At 69.5% G+C, this 21,760-nt stretch carries 21 protein-coding genes; 19 read left to right on the forward strand and 2 right to left on the reverse strand.

All coding sequences use genetic code 11. The annotated features are described in order from the left end of the window. Positions 1–70: 70 nt before the first annotated feature. Positions 71–733 (reverse strand): bifunctional DNA primase/polymerase, encoded by a 663-nt coding sequence (locus tag ACIQTP_RS21440; RefSeq protein WP_403401820.1) that lies wholly within the window; start codon positions 731–733, stop codon positions 71–73. A gap of 458 nt (positions 734–1,191) precedes the next feature. Between ACIQTP_RS21440 and ACIQTP_RS21445 the strand changes: the two genes are divergently transcribed. The 6 genes from ACIQTP_RS21445 (at position 1,192) to ftsH (ending at position 10,955) form a co-directional block, all read left to right on the forward strand. Beyond that, the gene (locus ACIQTP_RS21445; protein WP_099943524.1) at positions 1,192–2,667 is read left to right on the forward strand and encodes a hypothetical protein; all 1,476 of its coding nucleotides are present in this window, start codon (positions 1,192–1,194) and stop codon (positions 2,665–2,667) included. A 337-nt stretch (positions 2,668–3,004) separates the two neighbouring features. After that, complete coding sequence (locus ACIQTP_RS21450; RefSeq protein ID WP_060901219.1) at positions 3,005–4,342, forward strand: ammonium transporter; 1,338 nt, start codon at positions 3,005–3,007, stop codon at positions 4,340–4,342. Next, positions 4,339–4,677: a P-II family nitrogen regulator gene (locus ACIQTP_RS21455; protein WP_359490990.1), complete on the forward strand. Its 339-nt coding sequence runs from the start codon at positions 4,339–4,341 to the stop codon at positions 4,675–4,677. The genes ACIQTP_RS21450 and ACIQTP_RS21455 overlap by 4 nt, the downstream gene beginning before the upstream one ends. 26 nt (positions 4,678–4,703) lie before the next feature. Beyond that, the gene (locus tag ACIQTP_RS21460) at positions 4,704–7,154 is read left to right on the forward strand and encodes a [protein-PII] uridylyltransferase (protein WP_403401823.1); all 2,451 of its coding nucleotides are present in this window, start codon (positions 4,704–4,706) and stop codon (positions 7,152–7,154) included. Between the two features lie 162 nt (positions 7,155–7,316). Beyond that, positions 7,317–8,870 carry a signal recognition particle protein gene (gene ffh, locus ACIQTP_RS21465; RefSeq protein ID WP_403401825.1) on the forward strand — a complete coding sequence of 518 codons (1,554 nt, stop codon included), beginning with the start codon at positions 7,317–7,319 and terminating at the stop codon, positions 8,868–8,870. A gap of 147 nt (positions 8,871–9,017) precedes the next feature. Continuing rightward, positions 9,018–10,955, forward strand: coding sequence for an ATP-dependent zinc metalloprotease FtsH (gene ftsH, locus ACIQTP_RS21470; protein ID WP_403401827.1), 1,938 nt, complete (start codon positions 9,018–9,020; stop codon positions 10,953–10,955). Positions 10,956–11,091: 136 nt separating this feature from the next. On the opposite strand, the gene ACIQTP_RS21475 is transcribed toward ftsH, so the two are convergent. Continuing rightward, positions 11,092–11,922 (reverse strand): class I SAM-dependent methyltransferase, encoded by an 831-nt coding sequence (locus tag ACIQTP_RS21475; protein ID WP_403401829.1) that lies wholly within the window; start codon positions 11,920–11,922, stop codon positions 11,092–11,094. A 199-nt stretch (positions 11,923–12,121) separates the two neighbouring features. Here ACIQTP_RS21475 and proS point away from each other — a divergent pair, with 199 nt between their 5' ends. The 13 genes from proS to ACIQTP_RS21540 all read left to right on the forward strand — a co-directional run bounded on the left by proS (position 12,122) and on the right by ACIQTP_RS21540 (position 21,739). Continuing rightward, positions 12,122–13,537 carry a proline--tRNA ligase gene (gene proS, locus ACIQTP_RS21480; protein WP_403401831.1) on the forward strand — a complete coding sequence of 472 codons (1,416 nt, stop codon included), beginning with the start codon at positions 12,122–12,124 and terminating at the stop codon, positions 13,535–13,537. 251 nt (positions 13,538–13,788) lie between these two features. Next, on the forward strand, positions 13,789–14,385 hold the full coding sequence (locus ACIQTP_RS21485; RefSeq protein WP_054235363.1) for a hypothetical protein: 597 nt from the start codon (positions 13,789–13,791) through the stop codon (positions 14,383–14,385). A gap of 308 nt (positions 14,386–14,693) precedes the next feature. Continuing rightward, positions 14,694–15,119 carry a 30S ribosomal protein S16 gene (gene rpsP / locus ACIQTP_RS21490; RefSeq protein WP_403401833.1) on the forward strand — a complete coding sequence of 142 codons (426 nt, stop codon included), beginning with the start codon at positions 14,694–14,696 and terminating at the stop codon, positions 15,117–15,119. 2 nt (positions 15,120–15,121) lie between these two features. Then, positions 15,122–15,361, forward strand: a complete 240-nt coding sequence (locus ACIQTP_RS21495; protein WP_005479813.1) for an RNA-binding protein — start codon at positions 15,122–15,124, stop codon at positions 15,359–15,361. 107 nt (positions 15,362–15,468) lie between these two features. Next, positions 15,469–16,056, forward strand: a complete 588-nt coding sequence (gene rimM / locus ACIQTP_RS21500; RefSeq protein WP_402046003.1) for a ribosome maturation factor RimM — start codon at positions 15,469–15,471, stop codon at positions 16,054–16,056. After that, a complete protein-coding gene (trmD, locus tag ACIQTP_RS21505) occupies positions 16,056–16,877 on the forward strand; it encodes a tRNA (guanosine(37)-N1)-methyltransferase TrmD (RefSeq protein ID WP_403401835.1) in 822 nt (273 codons plus the stop codon). Before rimM ends, trmD begins: the two co-directional genes overlap by 1 nt. A gap of 131 nt (positions 16,878–17,008) precedes the next feature. After that, a complete protein-coding gene (gene rplS, locus ACIQTP_RS21510; RefSeq protein WP_054235359.1) occupies positions 17,009–17,359 on the forward strand; it encodes a 50S ribosomal protein L19 in 351 nt (116 codons plus the stop codon). A gap of 45 nt (positions 17,360–17,404) precedes the next feature. Then, the gene (gene lepB / locus ACIQTP_RS21515; protein WP_403401837.1) at positions 17,405–18,121 is read left to right on the forward strand and encodes a signal peptidase I; all 717 of its coding nucleotides are present in this window, start codon (positions 17,405–17,407) and stop codon (positions 18,119–18,121) included. Further along, positions 18,114–19,196 (forward strand): signal peptidase I, encoded by a 1,083-nt coding sequence (gene lepB / locus ACIQTP_RS21520; protein WP_403401839.1) that lies wholly within the window; start codon positions 18,114–18,116, stop codon positions 19,194–19,196. Before lepB (ACIQTP_RS21515) ends, lepB (ACIQTP_RS21520) begins: the two co-directional genes overlap by 8 nt. After that, complete coding sequence (gene lepB, locus ACIQTP_RS21525) at positions 19,081–20,031, forward strand: signal peptidase I (RefSeq protein ID WP_403401841.1); 951 nt, start codon at positions 19,081–19,083, stop codon at positions 20,029–20,031. The genes lepB (ACIQTP_RS21520) and lepB (ACIQTP_RS21525) overlap by 116 nt, the downstream gene beginning before the upstream one ends. A gap of 80 nt (positions 20,032–20,111) precedes the next feature. Next, positions 20,112–20,855: a signal peptidase I gene (gene lepB / locus ACIQTP_RS21530; RefSeq protein WP_402046018.1), complete on the forward strand. Its 744-nt coding sequence runs from the start codon at positions 20,112–20,114 to the stop codon at positions 20,853–20,855. Then, positions 20,845–21,375 (forward strand): NUDIX hydrolase, encoded by a 531-nt coding sequence (locus tag ACIQTP_RS21535; RefSeq protein WP_403401843.1) that lies wholly within the window; start codon positions 20,845–20,847, stop codon positions 21,373–21,375. The genes lepB (ACIQTP_RS21530) and ACIQTP_RS21535 overlap by 11 nt, the downstream gene beginning before the upstream one ends. A 55-nt stretch (positions 21,376–21,430) precedes the next feature. After that, on the forward strand, positions 21,431–21,739 hold the full coding sequence (locus tag ACIQTP_RS21540) for a DUF2469 domain-containing protein (protein ID WP_003965949.1): 309 nt from the start codon (positions 21,431–21,433) through the stop codon (positions 21,737–21,739). Positions 21,740–21,760 lie beyond the last annotated feature (21 nt).

Raw genomic sequence — 21,760 nt, forward strand, 5'->3', positions numbered from 1 at the left:
CGTCCGCCCCCGAGGTGCAGTTCGGGGAGCGGGCGCTTTGCTGTGTACGTCGGTGTCGGTGTCTGTGTCGTTACGCGCGCGACCGGTGCGCCACGTACGCCAGCGTCCCCAGCAGCAACCGTGCCTGCGGCGGCTTCGTCGCCGAGTCCAGGGCGGGGGAGCGCAGCCAGCGGACCGGACCGAGGCCGGCGCGGTCGGAGGGCGGGGCGGTGACGTACGTACCGGGGCCGAGGCCGTGCAGGTCGAGGGAGGCGTCGTCCCAGCCCATCCGGTAGAGCAGCTCGGGGAGCTCGGCCGCGGCGCCGGGGGCGACGAGGAAGTGGGCGCGGCCGTCCGGGGTCGCGGCGACCGGCCCGGTGGGCAGTCCCATCCGCTCCAGGCGGACGAGCGCGCGGCGCCCGGCGGCCTCGGCGACCTCGATGACGTCGAACGCGCGGCCGACCGGCAGCATCACCGCGGCACCCGGGAACTCGCCCCAGGTCTCGGAGACCTCGCCGAGCGTGGCGCCCGCTTCGAGCACCGGCGCGAAATCCAGCGGATGCGCCCCCGGCGCGGGGCAGCCGGCCTTGCCGCAGGAGCACGCGCCCGCGGCGGCCCGGGCGCCGGGGACCACGTCCCAGCCCCACAGCCCGGTGAACTCGGCCACGGCGGTGCACTCCGACGAGCGGCCGCGGCGACGGGTGCCGGGCCGGCTTTCGCGCATCCCCCGACTGCTGCCGATCGTGAAGCCCATGCCCCCTCCAACGGGTCCAACGCGCCGACGGTTACGCCATGAACGCGGAACATCACTCAGAGTGTTCCCGTCCCCGGATGTCACGTGGTGGGCGACGCGATCCCGGCGGCGCCCGGAAGCGTCCCGGGTGGTGTGCCCGGCGGCGTGCGCCCCCGAATGCATCGTTCCGCCACTTCTGGCTGTCCTATGTCAAGTGAATCGCGTACAGGCGATCAGGAGTTCATTCGAAGGGGTGGCGAATGGTGGCGTTTCCGGGATCGCCATGGCTGGACGCGTGATCGTAGGATTACTTTGTGTGCACGAGTCCTGGGGACGTATGCACTCGTGGGTATGCCGGAGGCAACTCGGCTTCCCGTTCGAAGGGTGAGAACTGCCGGACGCGCGGCCGTATTTACCGGCATTCTGATAGGGCTTGGCGCACGCAGCGTACAAGTGGTCTCAGGGATGGGGGCGTTCCAGTGGGCGGCAACGGCGGAAGCGGTACGAACGCTGACAAGCGCCCGAATGAGCTGTTGGGCTCGTGGTTCGTGCGCAGCGGCTGGTCGAAGGGCGAGCTGGCGCGGCAAGTGAACCGAAGGGCCCGCCAGTTGGGGGCCAATCACATCTCCACGGACACCTCCCGGGTGCGCCGCTGGCTGGACGGCGAGAATCCGCGCGAGCCGATTCCGCGGATCCTGTCCGAGCTGTTCTCCGAGCGGTTCGGCTGTGTGGTCGCCGTCGAGGACCTCGGTCTGCGCGCCGCCCACCAGTCACCGTCCGTGTCGGGTGTCGACCTGCCCTGGACCGGCCCGCAGACCGTGGCGCTGATCAGCGAGTACTCGCGCAGTGACCTGATGCTGGCGCGGCGCGGCTTCCTCGGCAGCTCGCTGGCCCTCGCCGCGGGCCCCGCCCTCATCGAGCCCATGCAGCGCTGGCTGGTGCCCTCGCCCGCCGCGCCCCAGGAGGAGCCCGAGTCCCCGGCCGCCGCGCGCCGCCCCGGCCGGCTCTCCCAGCCCGAACTGGACCTCCTGGAGTCCACCACGGTGATGTTCCGCCAGTGGGACGCCCAGTGCGGCGGCGGTCTGCGCCGCAAGGCGGTCGTCGGACAGCTGCACGAGGTGACCGACCTGCTCCAGGAGCCGCAGCCCGGGGCGACCAGCAAACGCCTGTTCAAGGTCGCCGCCGAGCTCGCCGAGCTGGCGGGCTGGATGAGCTACGACGTGGGGCTGCAACCCACCGCGCAGAAGTACTTCGTGCTCGCCCTGCATGCCGCCAAGGAGGCCGGCGACAAGCCGCTGGGCTCGTACATCCTCTCCAGCATGAGCCGCCAGATGATCCACCTCGGCCGGCCCGACGACGCGCTCGAACTCATCCATCTGGCGCAGTACGGAAGCCGTGACTGCGCGAGCCCGCGCACCCAGTCCATGCTGTATGCGATGGAGGCCCGCGCCTACGCGAACATGGGCCAGCCCGGAAAGTGCAAGCGGGCCGTCCGGATGGCCGAGGACAGCTTCGAGGACGTTCACGAGTGGGACGACCCGGACCCCGACTGGATCCGCTTCTTCTCGCTGGCCGAGCTGCACGGCGAGAACTCGCACTCCTACCGCGACCTGGCCTACGTCGCGGGCCGCAGCCCCACGTACGCCTCGCTCGCCGAGCCCCTGATGCAGCAGGCCGTCGACCTCTTCGCCAAGGACGGCGAGCACCAGCGTTCGTACGCACTCAATCTCATCGGCATGGCCACCGTGCACCTGCTGCGGCGCGAGCCCGAGCAGAGTGCGGTATTGGCCAAGGACGCGATGGCGATCGCCAAGAAGGTGCGCTCCGAGCGCGTCAACACTCGTATCCGAAAGACGGTCGACACGGCCGTCCGCGACTTCGGTGACCTCGCCGAGGTCGTGGACCTCACCGAGCAGCTCGCCGTCGACCTTCCCGAGACCGCGGAAGCGGTCTGAGCGCGGGCCGCGGAAGCGGTCTGATCCCAGTACCCCGGCCACGGCCGGTCGTCCCGAACCGCCCGACTCGGCTCCCCCATGCCAGGTCATCGGACGACCAGCCGTGGCCGGTTTCTTTGCCTTCTGGGAAGGTTGCGCCACGATAACGATCGCTCCGCCCGGTATCAGGCAGTTCATGGAGGCGTAACACGCGAGGTGCCTTCGTCACTGCGGCGAAACATCGAGGGGCGTCGACGGAAACCGCGCTGCGTCAATCTCATGGCGCATAACCGGCCCACCCCTCATGACCGCTCAGGCTTCGCCCGCACGGGGCCGTACCAACGACGAGGAGACGCCGATGGCACCAGCCATCACGCTAGCCGCAGAAGCTCCCAAGCTCTCGGCCGCCAACACCGGGTTCATGCTCATCGCTTCCGCTCTGGTGCTGATCATGACCCCCGGCCTCGCCTTCTTCTACGGAGGCATGGTCCGTGTCAAGAGCACCCTGAACATGCTGATGATGAGCTTCATCAGCATGGGGATCATCACGATCCTGTGGGTGCTGTACGGCTTCTCGCTCGCCTTCGGCGCGGACAAGGGTTCGTTCATCGGCTGGACCTCGGACTGGGTCGGCCTCAGCAACATCGGCTTGACGGAGCTGTGGCCGGGCTACACCATCCCGATCTTCGTCTTCATGGTCTTCCAGCTGATGTTCGCCATCATCACGCCCGCGCTGATAAGCGGTGCGCTGGCGGACCGGGTGAAGTTCACGGCGTGGTCGCTGTTCATCGCGCTGTGGGCCACGGTCGTCTACTTCCCGGTCGCCCACTGGGTCTGGGGCACCGGCGGCTGGGCGTTCGACCTCGGCGTGATCGACTTCGCCGGTGGTACGGCGGTCCACATCAACGCGGGTGCCGCGGCGCTCGGCGTGATCCTGGTCATCGGCAAGCGCGTCGGCTTCAAGAAGGACCCGATGCGTCCGCACAGCCTCCCGCTGGTGATGCTCGGCTCCGGTCTGCTGTGGTTCGGCTGGTTCGGATTCAACGCCGGTTCGTGGCTCGGCAACGACGACGGCGTCGGCGCGCTGATGTTCGTCAACACGCAGATCGCCACCGCGGCCGCCATGCTGGCCTGGCTCATCTACGAGAAGATCCGCCACGGCGCGTTCACCACGCTGGGCGCCGCCTCCGGCGCGGTCGCCGGTCTGGTCGCCATCACCCCGTCCGGTGGTGCGGTCTCCCCGCTCGGCGCGATCGCCGTCGGTGCCATCGCCGGTGTCGTGTGCGCCATGGCCGTCGGCCTCAAGTACAAGTTCGGCTACGACGACTCCCTCGACGTGGTCGGCGTGCACCTCGTCGGCGGTGTCATCGGCTCCCTGCTGATCGGCTTCTTCGCCAGCGGCAAGGGCCAGTCCACCGTCGAGGGTCTCTTCTACGGCGGCGGTCTCACCCAGTTCTGGAAGCAGTGCGCCGGAGTCTTCGCCGTCCTCGGCTACTCCCTGGTCGTCTCCGCGATCCTCGCCTTCATCATCGACAAGACGATGGGCATGCGGGTCACCGAGGACGAGGAGATCGCCGGCATCGACCAGGCCGAGCACGCCGAGACCGCATACGACTTCAGTGGAGCGGGCGGCGGCATCGTCGGCGGCTCGGTTTCCGCCCTCGCGGGTACGGAGAGCAAGAAGGTGGACGCATGAAGCTCATCACCGCCGTCGTGAAGCCTCACCGGCTCGACGAGATCAAGGAGGCCCTGCAGGCCTTCGGGGTGCACGGTCTCACGGTCACGGAGGCCAGCGGCTACGGTCGGCAGCGGGGACACACCGAGGTCTACCGTGGTGCCGAGTACACCGTCGACCTGGTCCCCAAGATCCGCATCGAGGTGCTGGCCGAGGACGACGACGCCGAACAGCTGATCGACGTCGTCGTGAAGGCGGCTCGCACCGGCAAGATCGGTGACGGCAAGGTGTGGTCCGTCCCGGTCGAGACGGCCGTCCGGGTCCGGACCGGCGAGCGCGGCCCGGACGCGCTCTAAACAAAGAAAAGAACAGGAGCCACTGGGTGACGAGTACGGGCATGCGCACGGAAGCAGAGGACTCGGGACCCAGCGGCTACGCGGCGGCCCGGCTGCGCCTCCTCCAGGAGGGGGCGCAGTCCGGGCCGCCGCGCCGTGCTGCCCTCGCCGAACTCACGGACGAGTGGCTGACCGGCCTGTTCGGCGCGGGCGCCGAGGGCTTGCGCGGCGTCTCACTCGTCGCCGTCGGCGGCTACGGCCGCGGTGAACTCTCCCCACGCAGCGATCTCGACCTGCTGCTCCTGCACGACGGCGCCGACTCCGGCGCGGTCGCCGCCCTCGCCGACCGCATCTGGTACCCCGTCTGGGACCTCGGCCTGGCTCTCGACCACTCGGTGCGTACGCCCGGGGAGGCGCGCAAGACCGCGGGCGACGACCTCAAGGTGCAGCTCGGCCTGCTGGACGCCCGCCACATCGCGGGCGACCTCGGCCTCACCGCCGGATTGCGTACGGCCGTCCTCGCCGACTGGCGCAACCAGGCGCCGAAACGTCTCCCCGAACTCCAGGAGCTGTGCGCCGAGCGCGCTGAGCGCCAGGGCGAGCTGCAGTACCTCCTGGAACCGGACCTGAAGGAGGCTCGCGGCGGCCTGCGCGACGCCACCGCCCTGCGTGCCGTCGCCGCCTCCTGGCTCGCGGACGCGCCCCGTGAGGGCCTCGCGGACGCCCGCCGCAGGCTCCTGGACGTCCGCGACGCCCTCCACCTGACCACCGGCCGCGCCACCGACCGCCTCGCGCTCCAGGAGCAGGACCAGGTCGCCGCCGAACTCGGACTCCTGGACGCCGACACCCTCCTGCGCCAGGTGTACGAGTCCGCGCGCGTCGTGTCGTACGCCAGTGACGTCACCTGGCGCGAGGTGGGGCGCGTGCTCAAGTCGCGCGCTGTGCGGCCACGGCTGCGCGCCATGCTCGGCGGCGGTGCCAAGCCCGCCGTGGAGCGCTCACCGCTCGCCGAAGGGGTGGTGGAGATGGACGGCGAGGTGGTACTCGCCCGCGCCGCGCGCCCCGAGCGCGACCCCGTACTCCCGTTGCGTGCCGCGGCCGCCGCCGCACAGGCCGGGCTCCCGCTCTCCCTGCACGCCGTACGGCGCATGGCCGCCGTCGCGCGCCCCCTGCCGACGCCCTGGCCCGCCGAGGCCCGCGAGCAGCTCGTCACGCTGCTCGGCTCGGGCCGCCCGACCATCGAGGTCTGGGAGGCACTGGAGGCCGAGGGCCTGATCACCCGGCTCCTGCCCGACTGGGAGCGGGTGCGCTGCCGCCCGCAGCGCAACGCCGTACACATCTGGACCGTCGACCGCCATCTCATCGAGACGGCCGTCCGCGCCTCCGAACTGGCCCGCCGAGTGGGCCGCCCCGACCTCTTGCTCGTCTCCGCCCTGCTGCACGACATCGGCAAGGGCTGGCCCGGCGACCACTCCGTGGCGGGCGAGATCATCGCCCGGGACGTGGCCGCCCGCATCGGCTTCGACCGCGCCGACGTGGCGGTGCTCGCCACCCTCGTACGCCACCACCTGCTGCTCATCGACACCGCGACCCGACGCGACCTGGAGGACCCGGCGACCGTCCGCTCGGTCGCCGAGGCCGTCGGATCGCAGGGCACCCTCGAACTGCTGCACGCCCTCACCGAGGCGGACGCGCTGGCCACCGGGCCCGCCGCCTGGTCCTCCTGGCGCGGATCCCTCGTCGCCGACCTGGTCAAACGGGTCGCCGCCGTGCTCGCCGGAGACGCCCCCGAGGAGCCGGAGGACGCCGCGCCCACGGCCGAGCAGGAGCGGCTCGCCATCGAGGCGTTCCGCACCGGCGGCCCCGTACTGGCGCTGCGCGCGCAGACCGAACCGCCCACCGAGGAGGAGCCCACCGGCGATCCCGAGCCCCTGGGCGTGGAACTGCTCATCGCCGTACCCGACCAGCCCGGAGTGCTCCCCGCGGTCGCCGGTGTCCTCGCGATGCACCGCCTGACCGTCCGCACGGCCGAGCTGCGCGCCCTGGACCTGCCCGACGGCGTCGAGGGCTCGGTGCTGCTGCTCAACTGGCGGGTCGCCGCCGAGTACGGCTCCCTGCCGCAGGCCGCCCGGCTGCGCGCCGACCTCGTGCGCGCCCTGGACGGCTCCCTGGACATCGCGGCCCGACTCGCCGAGCGCGACGCCGCCTATCCGCGCCGCCGGGGCACGATCGCGCCGCCGCCCCGGGTGACGGTCGCCTCCGCCGCCTCCCGCCACGCGACGGTCATCGAGGTCCGCGCCCACGACGCTCCCGGCCTGCTGCACCGCATCGGCCGGGCCCTGGAGGACGCGAGCGTGTGGGTGCGCAGCATGCATGTCTCCACCCTCGGCGCCAACGCCGTGGACGCCTTCTACGTGACCGGCCCCAAGGGCGCGCCCCTGCCGGCGGAGGAGGCGGTTTCGGTGGCGCGTGGCCTGGAGGAGATGCTGCGGGGATGACCTCGTGGTGATGGTGCGGGAGTGACCTCGCGGGTCCTGTCCCCGTCCATCGATCGCGGTCCCTGTCGGGTATTCAGACCGGGCAGGGGCCACCAACCCTTTTCGGGCAGATACCCTGGAGGGCAACCCAAACCGCCCCCGACTCCGAGGACCGACGCCACCGTGTTCGATACCCTCTCAGACCGCCTGAGCGCGACTTTCAAAAACCTCCGCGGGAAAGGCCGGCTCTCCGAGGCGGACATCGACGCCACGGCCCGCGAGATCCGTATCGCGCTCCTCGAAGCCGATGTGGCCCTGCCGGTCGTGCGGACCTTCATCAAGAACGTCAAGGAACGCGCCCTCGGCTCCGAGGTCTCCAAGGCGCTCAACCCGGCCCAGCAGGTCCTGAAGATCGTGAACGACGAGCTCGTCACGATCCTCGGCGGCGAGACCCGCCGCCTGCGGTTCGCCAAGAACCCGCCCACCGTGATCATGCTCGCGGGTCTGCAGGGTGCCGGTAAGACCACGCTCGCCGGGAAGCTCGGCAAGTGGCTCAAGGACCAGGGCCACTCCCCGCTGCTGGTCGCCGCCGACCTCCAGCGCCCGAACGCCGTGAACCAGCTGAGCGTCGTCGCCGAGCGCGCCGGTGTGGCCGTCTACGCCCCCGAGCCGGGCAACGGCGTCGGTGACCCGGTCAAGGTCTCCAAGGACTCCATGGAGTTCGCGAAGACCAAGGTCCACGACATCGTGATCGTGGACACCGCCGGCCGTCTCGGCATCGACCAGGAGCTGATGCAGCAGGCCGCGGACATCCGCGACGCCGTCAGCCCCGACGAGATCCTCTTCGTCGTCGACGCGATGATCGGTCAGGACGCGGTCAACACCGCCGAGGCCTTCCGCGACGGCGTCGGCTTCGACGGTGTCGTCCTGTCGAAGCTCGACGGTGACGCCCGCGGTGGTGCCGCGCTCTCCATCGCCTCGGTCACCGGCAAGCCGATCATGTTCGCGTCGAACGGCGAGAAGCTCGACGACTTCGACGCCTTCCACCCGGACCGGATGGCCTCCCGCATCCTCGACATGGGTGACCTGCTCACCCTGATCGAGCAGGCGGAGAAGACGTTCAGCCAAGAAGAGGCCGAGAAGATGGCCTCCAAGCTGGCGTCCAAGAAGGGCCAGGACTTCACCCTGGACGACTTCCTGGCCCAGATGGAGCAGGTCAGGAAGATGGGCAGCATCAGCAAGCTGCTCGGCATGCTCCCGGGCATGGGCCAGATCAAGGACCAGATCAACAACCTCGACGAGCGCGACGTCGACCGCACGGCCGCCATCATCAAGTCGATGACGCCCGGCGAGCGCCAGGAGCCGACGATCATCAACGGCTCGCGCCGCGCCCGTATCGCCAAGGGCTCGGGTGTCGAGGTCAGCGCGGTCAAGAACCTGGTCGAGCGCTTCTTCGAGGCCCGCAAGATGATGTCCCGCATGGCCCAGGGCGGCGGCATGCCCGGGATGCCCGGGATTCCGGGCATGGGTGGCGGCCCCGGCCGCGCCAAGAAGAAGCAGAAGGTGGCCAAGGGCAAGCAGCGCTCCGGCAACCCGATGAAGCGCAAGCAGCAGGAGGAAGAGGCCGCGGCGCGCCGTGAGGCCGGTGCCCAGCCGGGCGGCGCCTTCGGTCTGCCGGCCGGGCAGCAGGCTGAGGACTTCGAGCTGCCGGACGAGTTCAAGAAGTTCATGGGCTGACGGTTCGTTGCCGTACGGGGTCTTCCGTACGGGTCTTCCGTACGGGGTCGCTCTCGTACGGCACTGGGGGCGCCCCTCGCCGGAGGGGCGCCCCCAGTGGCATTTTCTGCGCATGCTGGCGACTATTTCGTGTCGTAACGTCCTAATATGAGCAACCCTGTGCCGCCGCGCAAGGACCCTGACCAGCCGTGGCGTACCGAGGGAACGCCACCGGACTCGACCGGTCCGCCCTCCGGGAGAAGGAGGATGCCCGGCGGCTGGATCGGCCTCGTCGCCGCCGTCGTGGTCGTGTTCGTGATCGCCATCCTGGCGCTGTCCTTCTTCAACGAGGGCAACGAGCCGACGATCTCGTACACGGAGTTCAGCAAGCAGGTCGACAACGACAACATCACCAAGATCTACTCCAAGGGCGACGCGATCCAGGGCCAGCTCAAGACCGCCCAGGCCAATCCGGACGGCGGCGCGAAGTACACCAAGTTCAAGACCCAGCGCCCGTCCTTCGCGGACGACAAGCTCTGGCAGAACCTGGAGAAACACCACGTCACGGTGACCGCGTCACCGGTGGTCCAGCAGCGCAGCTTCCTCTCCAACCTGCTGATCTCCCTGGCCCCGATCGTGTTCCTGGTGCTGCTGTGGATGTTCTTCGCCCGGCGGCTGCGGGCGGGCATCGGTGGCCCGGGCGGCATGCTCGGCCGCAAGGCACCCCCGAAACCGGTCGAACTGCAGCCCGGCGCCCAGCGCACGACCTTCGCCGACGTGGCCGGAATCGACGAGGTGGAGGGCGAACTGAACGACGTCGTCGACTTCCTCAAGAATCCGGACGCGTACCGCAGGATGGGCGCGAAAATGCCGCGGGGTGTGCTCCTCGCGGGTGCGCCCGGCACGGGAAAGACCCTGCTCGCACGCGCCGTGGCGGGGGAGGCGGGCGTTCCGTTCTTCTCGGCCTCGGCATCGGAGTTCATCGAGATGATCGTGGGCGTGGGCGCGTCCCGGGTCCGGGAACTCTTCGCCGAGGCCCGAAAAGTGGCCCCTTCGATCATCTTCATCGACGAGATCGACACCATCGGGCGGTCCCGGGCCGGCGGCTCCGCTATGGGCGGCCACGACGAGCGCGAGCAGACCCTGAACCAGATCCTCACCGAGATGGACGGCTTCTCGGGCTCCGAGGGCGTCATCGTCATCGCGGCGACGAACCGTGCGGACATCCTGGACCCGGCGCTGACCCGGCCCGGCCGCTTCGACCGGGTCGTCAACGTCTCGCCCCCCGACCGCCGTGGCCGTGAGGCCATCCTGCGGATCCACACCCGCGAGATCCCGCTGTCCCCGGAGGTGGACCTGGCCCGGGTGGCCCGTACGACACCGGGCATGACCGGTGCGGATCTGGCCAACCTCGCCAACGAGGCCGCTCTGCTCGCCGTCAAGCGCAAGAAGGACCAGGTGACGCCGGCGGACCTCTCCGAGGCGCTGGAGAAGGTGCAGCTGGGTGCGGAGCGCTCCCTGGTGATGCCCTACGAGGAACGCCGCAGGACCGCGTACCACGAGAGCGGCCACGCCCTCCTCGGCATGCTGCAGCCGGGCGCCGACCCGGTTCGCAAGATCACCATCGTCCCGCGCGGGCGGGCGCTGGGCGTCACGCTCTCGACGCCGGACGCGGACCGGTACGCGTACACCGAGGAGTACCTGCGCGGTCGCATCATCGGTGCCCTGGGGGGCATGGCCGCCGAACACGTCGTCTACGGAGTCGTCACGACCGGCTCCGAGAACGACCTCGAACAGGTCACCAACGTCGTTCGCGGCATGGTCGCCCGCTGGGGCATGAGCGAACGGGTCGGCCGCCTCTCCGCCCTCCCGAACGACGCCCAACAGGCCTACGGCCTGTCCGCCGCGCCGGCCACCCTCGACTCCATCGACCACGAGATGCGGCGCATCGTCGACGAGTGCTACGAGGAGGCGTGCCAGAAGCTCCGCGACCACCGGGACCAACTGAACGCCCTCGCGGAGGCCCTCCTCGCGAACGAGACGCTGGAGGAGGCACAGGCATACCGGATCGCGGGCGTGACGCGCGTGAAGAAGGAGGAGGTGTGAGGACTCCTGTCCAACCACGGGGCCCGCGCTCCTTGAAGGGCGCGGGGAATCTGCGCGATCTTTTGGGGGTCCGGGGGCGGAGCCCCCAGGTACGGATGGGACGGGCAGGGGCGGCGGGGGCGTGGACCCGGCGACCTCAGCCCGTGCGTGCGATCAGGTACCGGAACACGTTCGGCATCCACACCGTGCCGTCCGCCCGCTGATACGGATGCAGCGCCTCCGTCAGCTCCTTGCCGACCTGCACCACATCCGTCGCACCGACCGCCGCGTCGAACAGCCCGGTCGACAACAACCCCCGCACCGCGCTCTCCACGTCCGCGTACCCGAAGGGACACGCCACCCGCCCGGACCCGTCCGGCCGGAGCCCGGCCCGCTGGGCGACCTCCTCCAGGTCGTCCCGGCGAGGAGCCTGCCCGCACCCCCCGCCGCCCGGCAGCACCGCGGACGTGGCACACCGCTCCGGCGGCCCCCATCCGACCAGCACCACGGCCGCCCCCCGCCCTGCGAGCGGAGTCGCCGCCGACAGCAGCTCCCCGAGTTCCTCGGCGTCCCCCGGCGCGCGTCCGATCGGCTCGAACGCGGTCACGAGCGTGTACGCGGCCGCCGCCGGGTCGGCGAGGTCCGAGGGGGACCCCTCCACGATCCGTGCGTCGGCACGCGCGCGTGTGCCCCACCCGTCCGGCAGCAACCGTTCCCGCGCGAGGGCCACCCGTTCGGGCGAAGAGGAGTCGACGCCGGTCACCGCCGCTCCCCGGGAGGCCGCCATCAGAAGGGCCAGCCCCGTACCGCAGCGCAGGCCGAGGACCCGCGTCCCGGCGCCCACTTCGAGCCGCTCGTAGACGGCTTCGTAGAGCGGCACCAGCATCCGCTCCTGGATCTCGGCCCAGTCACGCGCGCGTGCACACGGATCCACCCGGGGCGGCGCAGCCGCGTGAGGTAGGTGATGCCGCACGAGCGTAGGTGTCATCGAAAGCGCCCCAATCCGCCGAGAGTTGCCGCTGCGCCCCGTTTCCCTTGCCCCCGTGCAGTGCGCTCGCTCTTCCCCCGTATGTCAGGTAACTCCGCACTCGTCGCGCCGTCCAGGGGTTGTGGCGCGCTGCTTGCGCGCTGTCCGCGCGCGGCACAAGAATTCACATGCCGGCAACGTGTGCCCGTACCATCGCGCCATGGCAAAGGCACCCGTTCTCACGCCCCGGGCGGACGACTTCCCGCGCTGGTACCAGGATCTGATCGCCAAGGCCGAGCTGGCCGACAACGGACCGGTGCGCGGCTCCATGGTCATCCGACCGTACGGGTACGGGCTGTGGGAGCGGATGCAGGCGGAGATGGACGCCCGCATCAAGGCGACGGGTACCCAGAACGCGTACTTCCCGTTGCTGATCCCGCAGTCGTATCTCACCAGGGAGGCGGACCACGTCGAGGGCTTCGCGCCGGAGCTCGCGGTGGTCACGCACGGCGGCGGCAAGGAGCTCGAGGAGCCCGCGGTCGTCCGCCCCACCTCCGAGATGATCATCAACGACTACTTCTCGAAGTGGGTGCAGAGCTACCGCGACCTGCCGCTGCTGATCAACCAGTGGGCGAACGTGGTCCGTTGGGAGCTGCGGCCCCGCCTCTTCCTGCGCACGTCCGAGTTCCTCTGGCAGGAGGGCCACACCGCGCACGCCACGTACGAGGAGGCCCGCGACTTCGCCGCGCACATCCACCGCCAGGTGTACGAGGACTTCATGCTGAACGTCCTCGGCATGGACGTCGTCCCCGGCCGCAAGACCACCAAGGAGCGCTTCGCGGGTGCCATCAACACCCTCACGCTCGAAGGCATGATGGGCGACGGCAAGGCCCTCCAGATGGCCACCAGCCACGAGCTGGGCCAGAACTTCGCCAAGGCCTTCAACACCCAGTACCTGTCGAAGGAAGGCAAGCAGGAGCTGGTCTGGCAGACGTCCTGGGGCTCGACGACCCGCATGATCGGCGCCCTGGTGATGATGCACGGCGACGACAACGGACTGCGCGTCCCGCCGCGACTCGCCCAGATCCAGGCCGTCGTCCTCGCGATCAAGGGCGACGAGGCGGTTCTGGCCAAGGTCCGCGAAATCGGCGACCGGTTGACGGCGGCGGGTGTACGCGTCCACGTGGACGACCGCACCGACGTCCCGTTCGGGCGGCGCGCCGTCGACTGGGAACTCAAGGGCGTCCCCGTCCGCGTCGAGGTCGGGCCCCGTGACCTGGAGAACGGCACAGCGATGCTGGTCCGCCGTATCCCCGGCGGCAAGGAGCCGGTCGCCATCGACGCTCTGGTGGAACTGCTCCCCACCGTCCTCGAAGAGGACCAGGCGCTGCTTCTGAAGCAGTCGCGTGAGCGCCGGGAGTCCCGCACGTCGGAGGTGTCGACGATCCAGGAGGCCGTCGAGACGGCCGCCGCGGGCGGCTGGGCGCGCATTCCGTGGGCCGACCTCGGGGAAGAGGGCGAGGCCGAGCTCGCCGAGCACTCCGTGACGGTACGGTGTCTGGTCGCCGAGGACGGGTCGGTGCCCGACGCCGATGACGCACCCGGTAACGTCGCGGTCGTCGCGCGCGCTTACTGAGTAGGCCGCCAGCGAGGCCGAAACGCCTCTTGCGCATCTGATGACCACAGGGGCCCCGGCGCGCGGACACCGTCTACGCGCCGGGGCGTACGCGTTACTACGTACCAGCTTGGTGTGAGCTGTGAGGCTTCTCCGCAGATCAGCGCACCCGCCCTCGTCCGGACGCATCAGCGGCAACTGACGGGTACGTGCAAATTATTTGGGATGCCCCGTAATAGGAACACAGAGGCCCCCCGGCTCGTTGTCATTACGTGAGCACGACACCACCTGTTCTCGCCGCAGAGCTGGCAGGGGCGTGGGCCGACATTCAGCGGCACCACCCCGAACTGCCCGATCTTGCCGCGCCAGAGTCCCTGATCGGAGAGTCGTCGTCTGCCTGCGGGCACGAACTCTCCTTCGAACGACTGCTGCATGAGGCAGTCCATGGCATCGCCGCCGCCCGCGGAGTCCGCGACACTTCGCGGGCCGGCCGATACCACAACCGCAGATTCCTCGCCATCGCCGAAGAGCTGGGCCTCGACCACCCGGAGGAGCCGCATCCCAGCAGTGGCTTCTCCCTGGTCACGCTCAACCCCGAGGCGAAGCGGCGCTACCGCCCGACGATCGAGCGGCTGCAGCGCGCCCTCAAGGCACACACCGCCGCGACCGCCGCGGACACGGCCCGCTCGTTCCGGGGCCCGGCCGCCCGGCACGGCTCTTCCGGGGGAGGAGTCCGCGTCAAGGCGGTCTGCGACTGCGGCCGCAACGTCCGGGTCGTCCCGTCCGTGCTGGCGCAGGCGCCGATCGTGTGCGGAGGATGCGGGAAGCCGTTCCGCATCCCCGAGGTCGTGGGCGCCGCGGCGAGCTGAGCGGACGGCTGCTCGTGGCAGCCGTACTCAGTCGCAGTCAGCCCCGCGCGGCGGCACCCGGTCCGCGCCGGGCGCGCTGCCGATCTCGGCCACGACCCCCGGCGCCGGGCATCCGGCGCCGGGGGTCACCGTACGCTGCCCCGTGAAGGCGACCCGCCAGGGTGTGGCACAATGGCTAGCTGTACTCGACAGCCGCACAGGACCCCTCTCTCCTCCGGCTGACGCGTCCATCGGGCACTCGGGTACCGCAACCCCACGCGGCCATCTCGCCGTGCCCAACCACGTCAAGACCAGGAGACACCACTTCCGTGGCAGTCAAGATCAAGCTGAAGCGTCTGGGCAAGATCCGTTCGCCTCACTACCGCATCGTCGTCGCCGACTCCCGTACCCGCCGTGATGGTCGGGCCATCGAGGAGATCGGTCTGTACCACCCGGTGCAGAACCCTTCGCGCATCGAGGTCGACTCGGACCGTGCGCAGTACTGGCTGGGTGTCGGCGCGCAGCCGACCGAGCCCGTTCTCGCCATCCTGAAGCTGACCGGCGACTGGCAGAAGTTCAAGGGCGAGCCCGCCCCTGCTCCGCTGCTCGTGGCCGAGCCGAAGGCGACGCGCCCGTCGTTCGACGCCCTGGGCGGCGACGAGGGCAAGGGTGAGGCCATCACCCAGAAGAAGAAGGCTGAGAAGAAGGACGAGGCCCCGGCCGCGTCTTCTTCGTCTGAGTCGACCGAGGCCTGAGCATGCTCGAGGAGGCTCTCGAGCACCTCGTGAAGGGCATTGTCGACAACCCCGACGATGTGCAGGTCGCCTCGCGCGACCTGCGCCGTGGGCGCGTTCTCGAGGTCCGGGTGCACCCCGACGACCTCGGTAAGGTGATCGGCCGCAACGGCCGTACCGCCCGCGCTCTGCGGACCGTCGTGGGTGCCATCGGCGGCCGAGGTGTCCGCGTCGACCTCGTCGACGTGGACCACGTCCGCTGACGTAACAGGCAGCACCGGCTCGGGCCGGGGAGGGCTTTCGAGCCGTCCCCGGCCCGTAGTCGTCTACGAACCCATGCCGTAGGCACATCGACAGGAGATCAAGCACAGTGCAGCTGGTAGTCGCTCGCGTCGGCCGCGCCCACGGCATCAAGGGCGAGGTCACCGTGGAGGTCCGCACGGACGAGCCGGAACTCAGGCTCGGGCCCGGCGCCGTCCTGCTCACCGATCCGGCCTCCGCCGGACCGCTGACCATCGAGACCGGCCGGGTGCACAGCGGCCGTCTGCTGCTGCGCTTCGCAGGCGTACGCGACCGGAACGCCGCCGAGGCGCTGCGCAACACCCTCCTGATCGCCGAGGTGGACCCGGACCAGACGCCGGAGGACCCGGACGAGTACTACGACCACCAGCTGATGGACCTGGACGTGGTCACCAAGGACGGGGCGGAGGTCGGACGGATCACGGAGATCTCCCATCTGCCCTCGCAGGACCTGTTCGTGGTCGAGCGGCCCGACGGGAGTGAGGTCATGATCCCGTTCGTCGAGGAGATCGTCACCGAGATCGACCTGGAGGAGCAGCGGGCCGTCATCGACCCGCCGCCGGGCCTGATCGACGACCAGGCGGAAATCGTCTCCTCCAGGGACGCGGAAAACGCCTCGGCCAAGGACGACGAGGACTCCTCGGGGGCCGACGCCTGATGCGGCTCGACGTCGTCACGATCTTCCCCGAGTACCTGGAACCGCTCAACGTCTCGCTCGTCGGCAAGGCACGCGCGCGTGGGCAGCTGAATGTGCACGTGCATGATCTTCGGGAGTGGACGTACGACCGCCACAACACGGTCGACGACACCCCGTACGGCGGCGGCCCCGGCATGGTGATGAAGACCGAGCCCTGGGGCGACGCCCTGGACTCCGTCCTGGCCGACGGCTACGAGACCGGCTCCCACGGGCCCGTCCTGGTCGTGCCCACGCCGAGCGGACGCCCCTTCACCCAGGAACTCGCCGTCGAGCTCTCCGAGCGCCCCTGGCTGGTCTTCACGCCCGCCCGCTACGAGGGCATCGACCGTAGGGTCATCGACGAATATGCGACCCGGATGCCCGTCTACGAGGTGTCCATCGGCGACTACGTCCTCGCCGGCGGAGAGGCGGCCGTACTCGTCGTCACGGAGGCCGTGGCGCGGCTGCTGCCGGGTGTTCTCGGCAACGCCGAGTCCCACCGGGACGACTCGTTCGCCCCCGGAGCCATGGCCAACCTCCTGGAAGGGCCCGTCTACACCAAGCCCCCGGCGTGGCGTGGCCGTGAGATCCCCGCAGTGCTGGTCAGCGGCCACCACGGGAAGATCGCCCGCTGGCGCCGCGACGAGGCCCTGCGCCGCACGACGGCGAACCGGCCCGACCTCATCGAGCGCTGCGACCCTTCCGTCTTCGACAAGAAGGACCGCGAAATGCTCTCGATCCTGGGCTGGCAGCCGGAACCAGACGGTCGATTTTGGCGCAGACCAGAGGCCGTGGAAGAATAGGCCGCTGTTGTCTGCGTAGACCGGGCGCCCCTGCCACAGGGGGACACGACGCCCGCCCCGACGCGGCAGCACCCTCTTGGAAAACTAGCTCCCGTTGATGACCTGTGGCATCAGCGAAGAAAGCAGACGAAATGTCTCACCTGCTCGACTCCGTCGACAGCGCGTCGCTGCGCAGCGACATCCCGGCCTTCCGCCCGGGTGACACCGTCAACGTCCACGTCCGCGTCATCGAGGGCAACCGCTCCCGTGTGCAGCAGTTCAAGGGCGTAGTCATCCGCCGTCAGGGCGCCGGTGTCCGCGAGACCTTCACGGTCCGCAAGGTCTCCTTCTCGGTCGGCGTCGAGCGTACCTTCCCGGTGCACACCCCGATCGTCGAGAAGATCGAGCTCGTCACCCGTGGTGACGTGCGTCGCGCGAAGCTGTACTACCTGCGTGACCTGCGCGGCAAGGCCGCGAAGATCAAGGAGAAGCGCGACAACTGAGCTCGCGAAGGGGTTCACATGGACGCCGGATAACATCTGGCTCCGATGGACACCGAAGCACAGCACACGGAGCGCGACCGCTCCTCCCGCCCCACTGAGTCCGAGGACATCTCGGACGCCGACGGGCCGGAGGGACGGTCGCGTTTCGCGTTGGTGGCCCGGGCCGCGGACTGGCTCCCAGGCGGGCGGATCACTCTGACCGTGCTGGTCTGTCTGCTGTTCCTGGTGCTGTTCAGCAACTTCGTGATGCAGCCGTTCGAGATTCCCAGCAGCTCGATGGAGCGCGGATTGAGGATCGGGGACCGCGTTCTCGTAAATAAGTTGGCGTACCGTTTTGGGGCTGAGCCGCAACGGGGCGATGTCGTCGTGTTCGACGGCACCGGGTATTTCGGGAACGCCGACTACGTCAAACGCGTCGTCGGTGTGGGGGGAGACCACGTGGTCTGCTGCGACAAGGACGGGAGGCTCGAGGTGAACGGCCGGTCGGTCGACGAGTCGACGTTTCTGTACCCGGGGGACAGCCCGTCCGACGTCTCCTTCGACGTCATGGTGCCCACCGGCAGCCTGTTCCTCCTCGGTGACCACCGCAGCGACTCGAGCGACTCCCGCGACCACCTGGGGTCTCCCGGCGGCGGCATGATCCCCGTCGGTGATGTGATCGGCAGGGCCGACTGGATCACCTGGCCCGCGGGCCGCTGGACCCGGCTGCGGCGTGCCGCCGCCTACGCGCGTGTGCCTACCGCGGACGGTGCCCATGGGTAACCGTGGCAGGCCGCGCGGGGTCTCCGACCACGCCGCCGACAACCTGCTGCCCACCGGTACCCGGCGCGCCGCCGGCGGTGCCGTACGGCCCGGCCGTGCCGAGCGCCGCAAGCTCCAGCGCAAGGTCAAGCGGCGCCGACGGCGCTCCGCGATCAAGGAGATACCTCTCCTCGTGGGCGTCGCGGTGCTCATAGCCCTGGTCCTCAAGACCTTCCTCGTCCAGGCCTTCGTCATCCCGTCGGGCTCCATGGAGAACACGATCCAGATCGGCGACCGTGTGCTCGTCGACAAGTTCACGCCATGGTTCGGCTCCAAGCCCCAGCGCGGCGACGTCGTCGTCTTCAAGGACCCCGGCAACTGGCTGGACGGCGAGAAGACCACCAAGAAGAACGACCCCGTCGTCGTCAAGCAGGTCAAAGAGGGCCTGACGGCCATCGGTCTGCTGCCCTCCGACAACGACAAGGACCTCATCAAGCGGGTCGTCGCGGTCGGCGGCGACACCGTGAAGTGCTGCGACGCCCAAGGGCGCGTGACCGTCAACGGCATGCCGCTCAACGAGCCGTACATCCAACCCGGGAACAAGCCGTCGGACTTCTCCTTCGAAGAGACCGTGCCCAAGGGCCGTCTCTGGGTGATGGGCGACCACCGGGCCAACTCCGCCGACTCCCGCTACCACCGCACCGAGAAATACGGCGGTACCGTCTCCGAGAGCTCGGTCGTCGGCAGAGCCATGGTCATCGCGTGGCCCTTCGGGCACTGGGCCCGCCTGAAGGAACCGGACACGTTCGCGTCCGTACCGAGCGGGTCGGCAACCGCCCTCGGCCAGTCGCATAGGGTGGCGTCCGCGGATCTCAATCGATTGATCCCGCTCCCGAGCCCTGCGGAACTCCCGCTCGTTATGGGAGTGGTGGGCCTGCGCCGGATCCGGCGCAGGCGGCGGCACGGAGTGAGGAGTGGATGTGGGGGATTTGGCGGTCGGCGCACGATCCGGACACGATGGCCCCGAGGAGCAGCCGGAGCGACCCGACGGATCGGCCACCCCGGCCACGAACGACGTCATGGGCTCCGGGAGTGACTCCGGGGACGGCGGCGGCGGTACGAAGGAGCAGGGCGAGCAGGAGCCGAAGCCGAAGAAGCCACGTTCCTTCTGGAAGGAGCTCCCGCTCCTCATCGGTATCGCGCTCGTTCTCGCGCTGCTGATCAAGACCTTCCTGGTCCAGGCGTTCTCGATTCCCTCGGACTCGATGCAGAACACCCTTCAGCAGGGCGACCGGGTCCTGGTCGACAAGCTCACCCCGTGGTTCGGTTCGGAGCCCTCGCGCGGCGAGGTGGTCGTCTTCCATGACCCCGACAACTGGCTGGCGGGCGAGCCGACGCCCAACCCGAACGCCGTGCAGACGTTCCTCAGCAAGATCGGCCTGATGCCGTCCGCCAACGAGAAGGACCTCATCAAGCGGGTCGTCGGTGTCGCCGGTGACACGATCGAGTGCAAGGGCACCGGCCCGCTGAAGGTCAACGGCAAGGCACTGAACGAGGATTCGTACGTCTACGCCGGGAACACCCCGTGCAGCGTCGACGACCAGGGCGGCCAGTTCAAGGTGACGGTACCCAAGGGCAAAATCTGGGTCATGGGTGACCACCGGCAGAACTCGCTGGACTCGCGCTATCACCAGCAGGACGCGCACCAGGGCTTCGTGCCGGTGGGCAATGTCGTCGGCCGCGCCATCGTGATCGCCTGGCCGCCCACCCGCTGGGACACGCTGCCCATTCCCGACACCTTCGACCAGAACCTCAGCGCCGCCGCTCCGGGCGCGCTCGGACTGGCCGGCGCGGTGCCGCTGGTGCTGTGGCGCAGGCGTCGCCTTACCGCCGGAAACCCGAGGGTTTCTGGTCGGGGTACCGCCGGGTAGGGTGCCGTCCCAGATCGCCGATCTTCCGCGGCCCGCAGGTCGGGCCGTGGGATCGATTCTCCGAGTTGGGGAGCACTGGGATGAGCAGGACATCAGGTCGTACGGACGAGGGCCGCGGGCGGCTCGGCAGCGTGCTGTCGGGGCTGGCCGTGGCCCTCGGCTGTGTGCTCTTTCTCGGCGGCTTCGCCTGGGGCGCGATCGAATACCAGCCGTACACCGTGCCGACCGAGTCGATGGTGCCGACCATCAAGGCGGGCGATCGCATTTTGGCCCAGCGGATCGACGGCAGTGACATCAAGCGCGGCGATGTCATCGTCTTCAAGCAGAAGAGCTGGGGCGACATGCTCCTCGTCAAGCGGGTCGTCGCGGTCGGCGGTGACACGGTCGCCTGCTGCACGAACGGCAAGCTGACCGTCAACGGCAAGCAGATCGACGAACCGTATCTCGCCAAGGGCCAGGCCGCGGAGTCGACCAAGATCCCGACCGTCGAGGTACCCAAGGACCGCCTCTTCCTGCTCGGCGACGAGCGCAGCGGCTCACTGGACTCCACGGCCCACCTCACCGAGGCCTTCAACGGCACCGTCGCGCGCAGTGCGGTGAAGGCCCGGGTGGACGCCATCGCCTGGCCGATGAACGGCATGCTGGCGCGCCCCACGGGCTTCGAGAAGCTGGGCGGGATCTCGTCGCCCGGGCCGCTGCGGCTGGTCCTGACCGCCATCGTGGTCGGGGCGGTGCTGGTGCTGGGCGGCGCGGCGTACGGGCCGATCGCCACGCGGCTGAGCCGGCGCGGCCGGACGCGCACGGAGCTCGCCGGTGCCGCCTGACGCATCGGACGGGGGTTCGGTCGAGGACTCCAGCGGCGGCGGGCCCCGGAAGGTGGCCCGGGTCGTGCTGCTCGACGAGCAGGACCGCATTCTGCTGCTGCACGGTCACGAGCCGGACGATCCGGCGGACGACTGGTGGTTCACGCCCGGCGGGGGCCTCGAGGGCGACGAGACGCGCGAGGAGGCCGCACTGCGGGAACTCCACGAGGAGACCGGCATCACCGAGGTCGAACTGGGCCCGGTGCTGTGGCAGCGGAGCTGTTCGTTCCCGTTCGCGGGGCGGCGCTGGGACCAGGACGAGTGGTACTTCCTTGCCCGTACGACCCAGAAGGGAACCGTCGCCGCCGGGCTGACGGAGCTGGAACGGCGCAGTGTCGCCGGAGCGCGCTGGTGGACGTGCCGGGAACTGACCGAGGCACATGAGACGGTGTATCCGACCAGACTCGCCGGGCTGCTGCGCAGGCTGCTCGACGAGGGTCCTCCGGCCAGGCCCGAGATCCTCGACACCGAAATCGTCTAGAGGCTCGCGGGGCTGGCGCACAATAGGGGGACGCACGGCTGAAGGGGAACATGCCATGAGCGCCGAGGACCTCGAGAAGTACGAGACCGAGATGGAGCTGAAGCTCTATCGGGAGTACCGCGATGTCGTCGGTCTGTTCAAATATGTGATCGAGACCGAACGGCGCTTCTACCTCACCAACGACTACGAGATGCAGGTGCACTCGGTCCAGGGCGAGGTGTTCTTCGAGGTGTCCATGGCGGATGCCTGGGTGTGGGACATGTACCGACCTGCTCGTTTCGTGAAGCAGGTGCGTGTCCTCACGTTCAAGGACGTGAATATCGAGGAGCTGAACAAGAGCGATCTGGAGCTGCCGGGCGGCTGATGACGGGTGGTCGAGGACGGG

The organism is Streptomyces sp. NPDC090798 (assembly GCF_044768965.1).
Classification (GTDB): domain Bacteria; phylum Actinomycetota; class Actinomycetes; order Streptomycetales; family Streptomycetaceae; genus Streptomyces.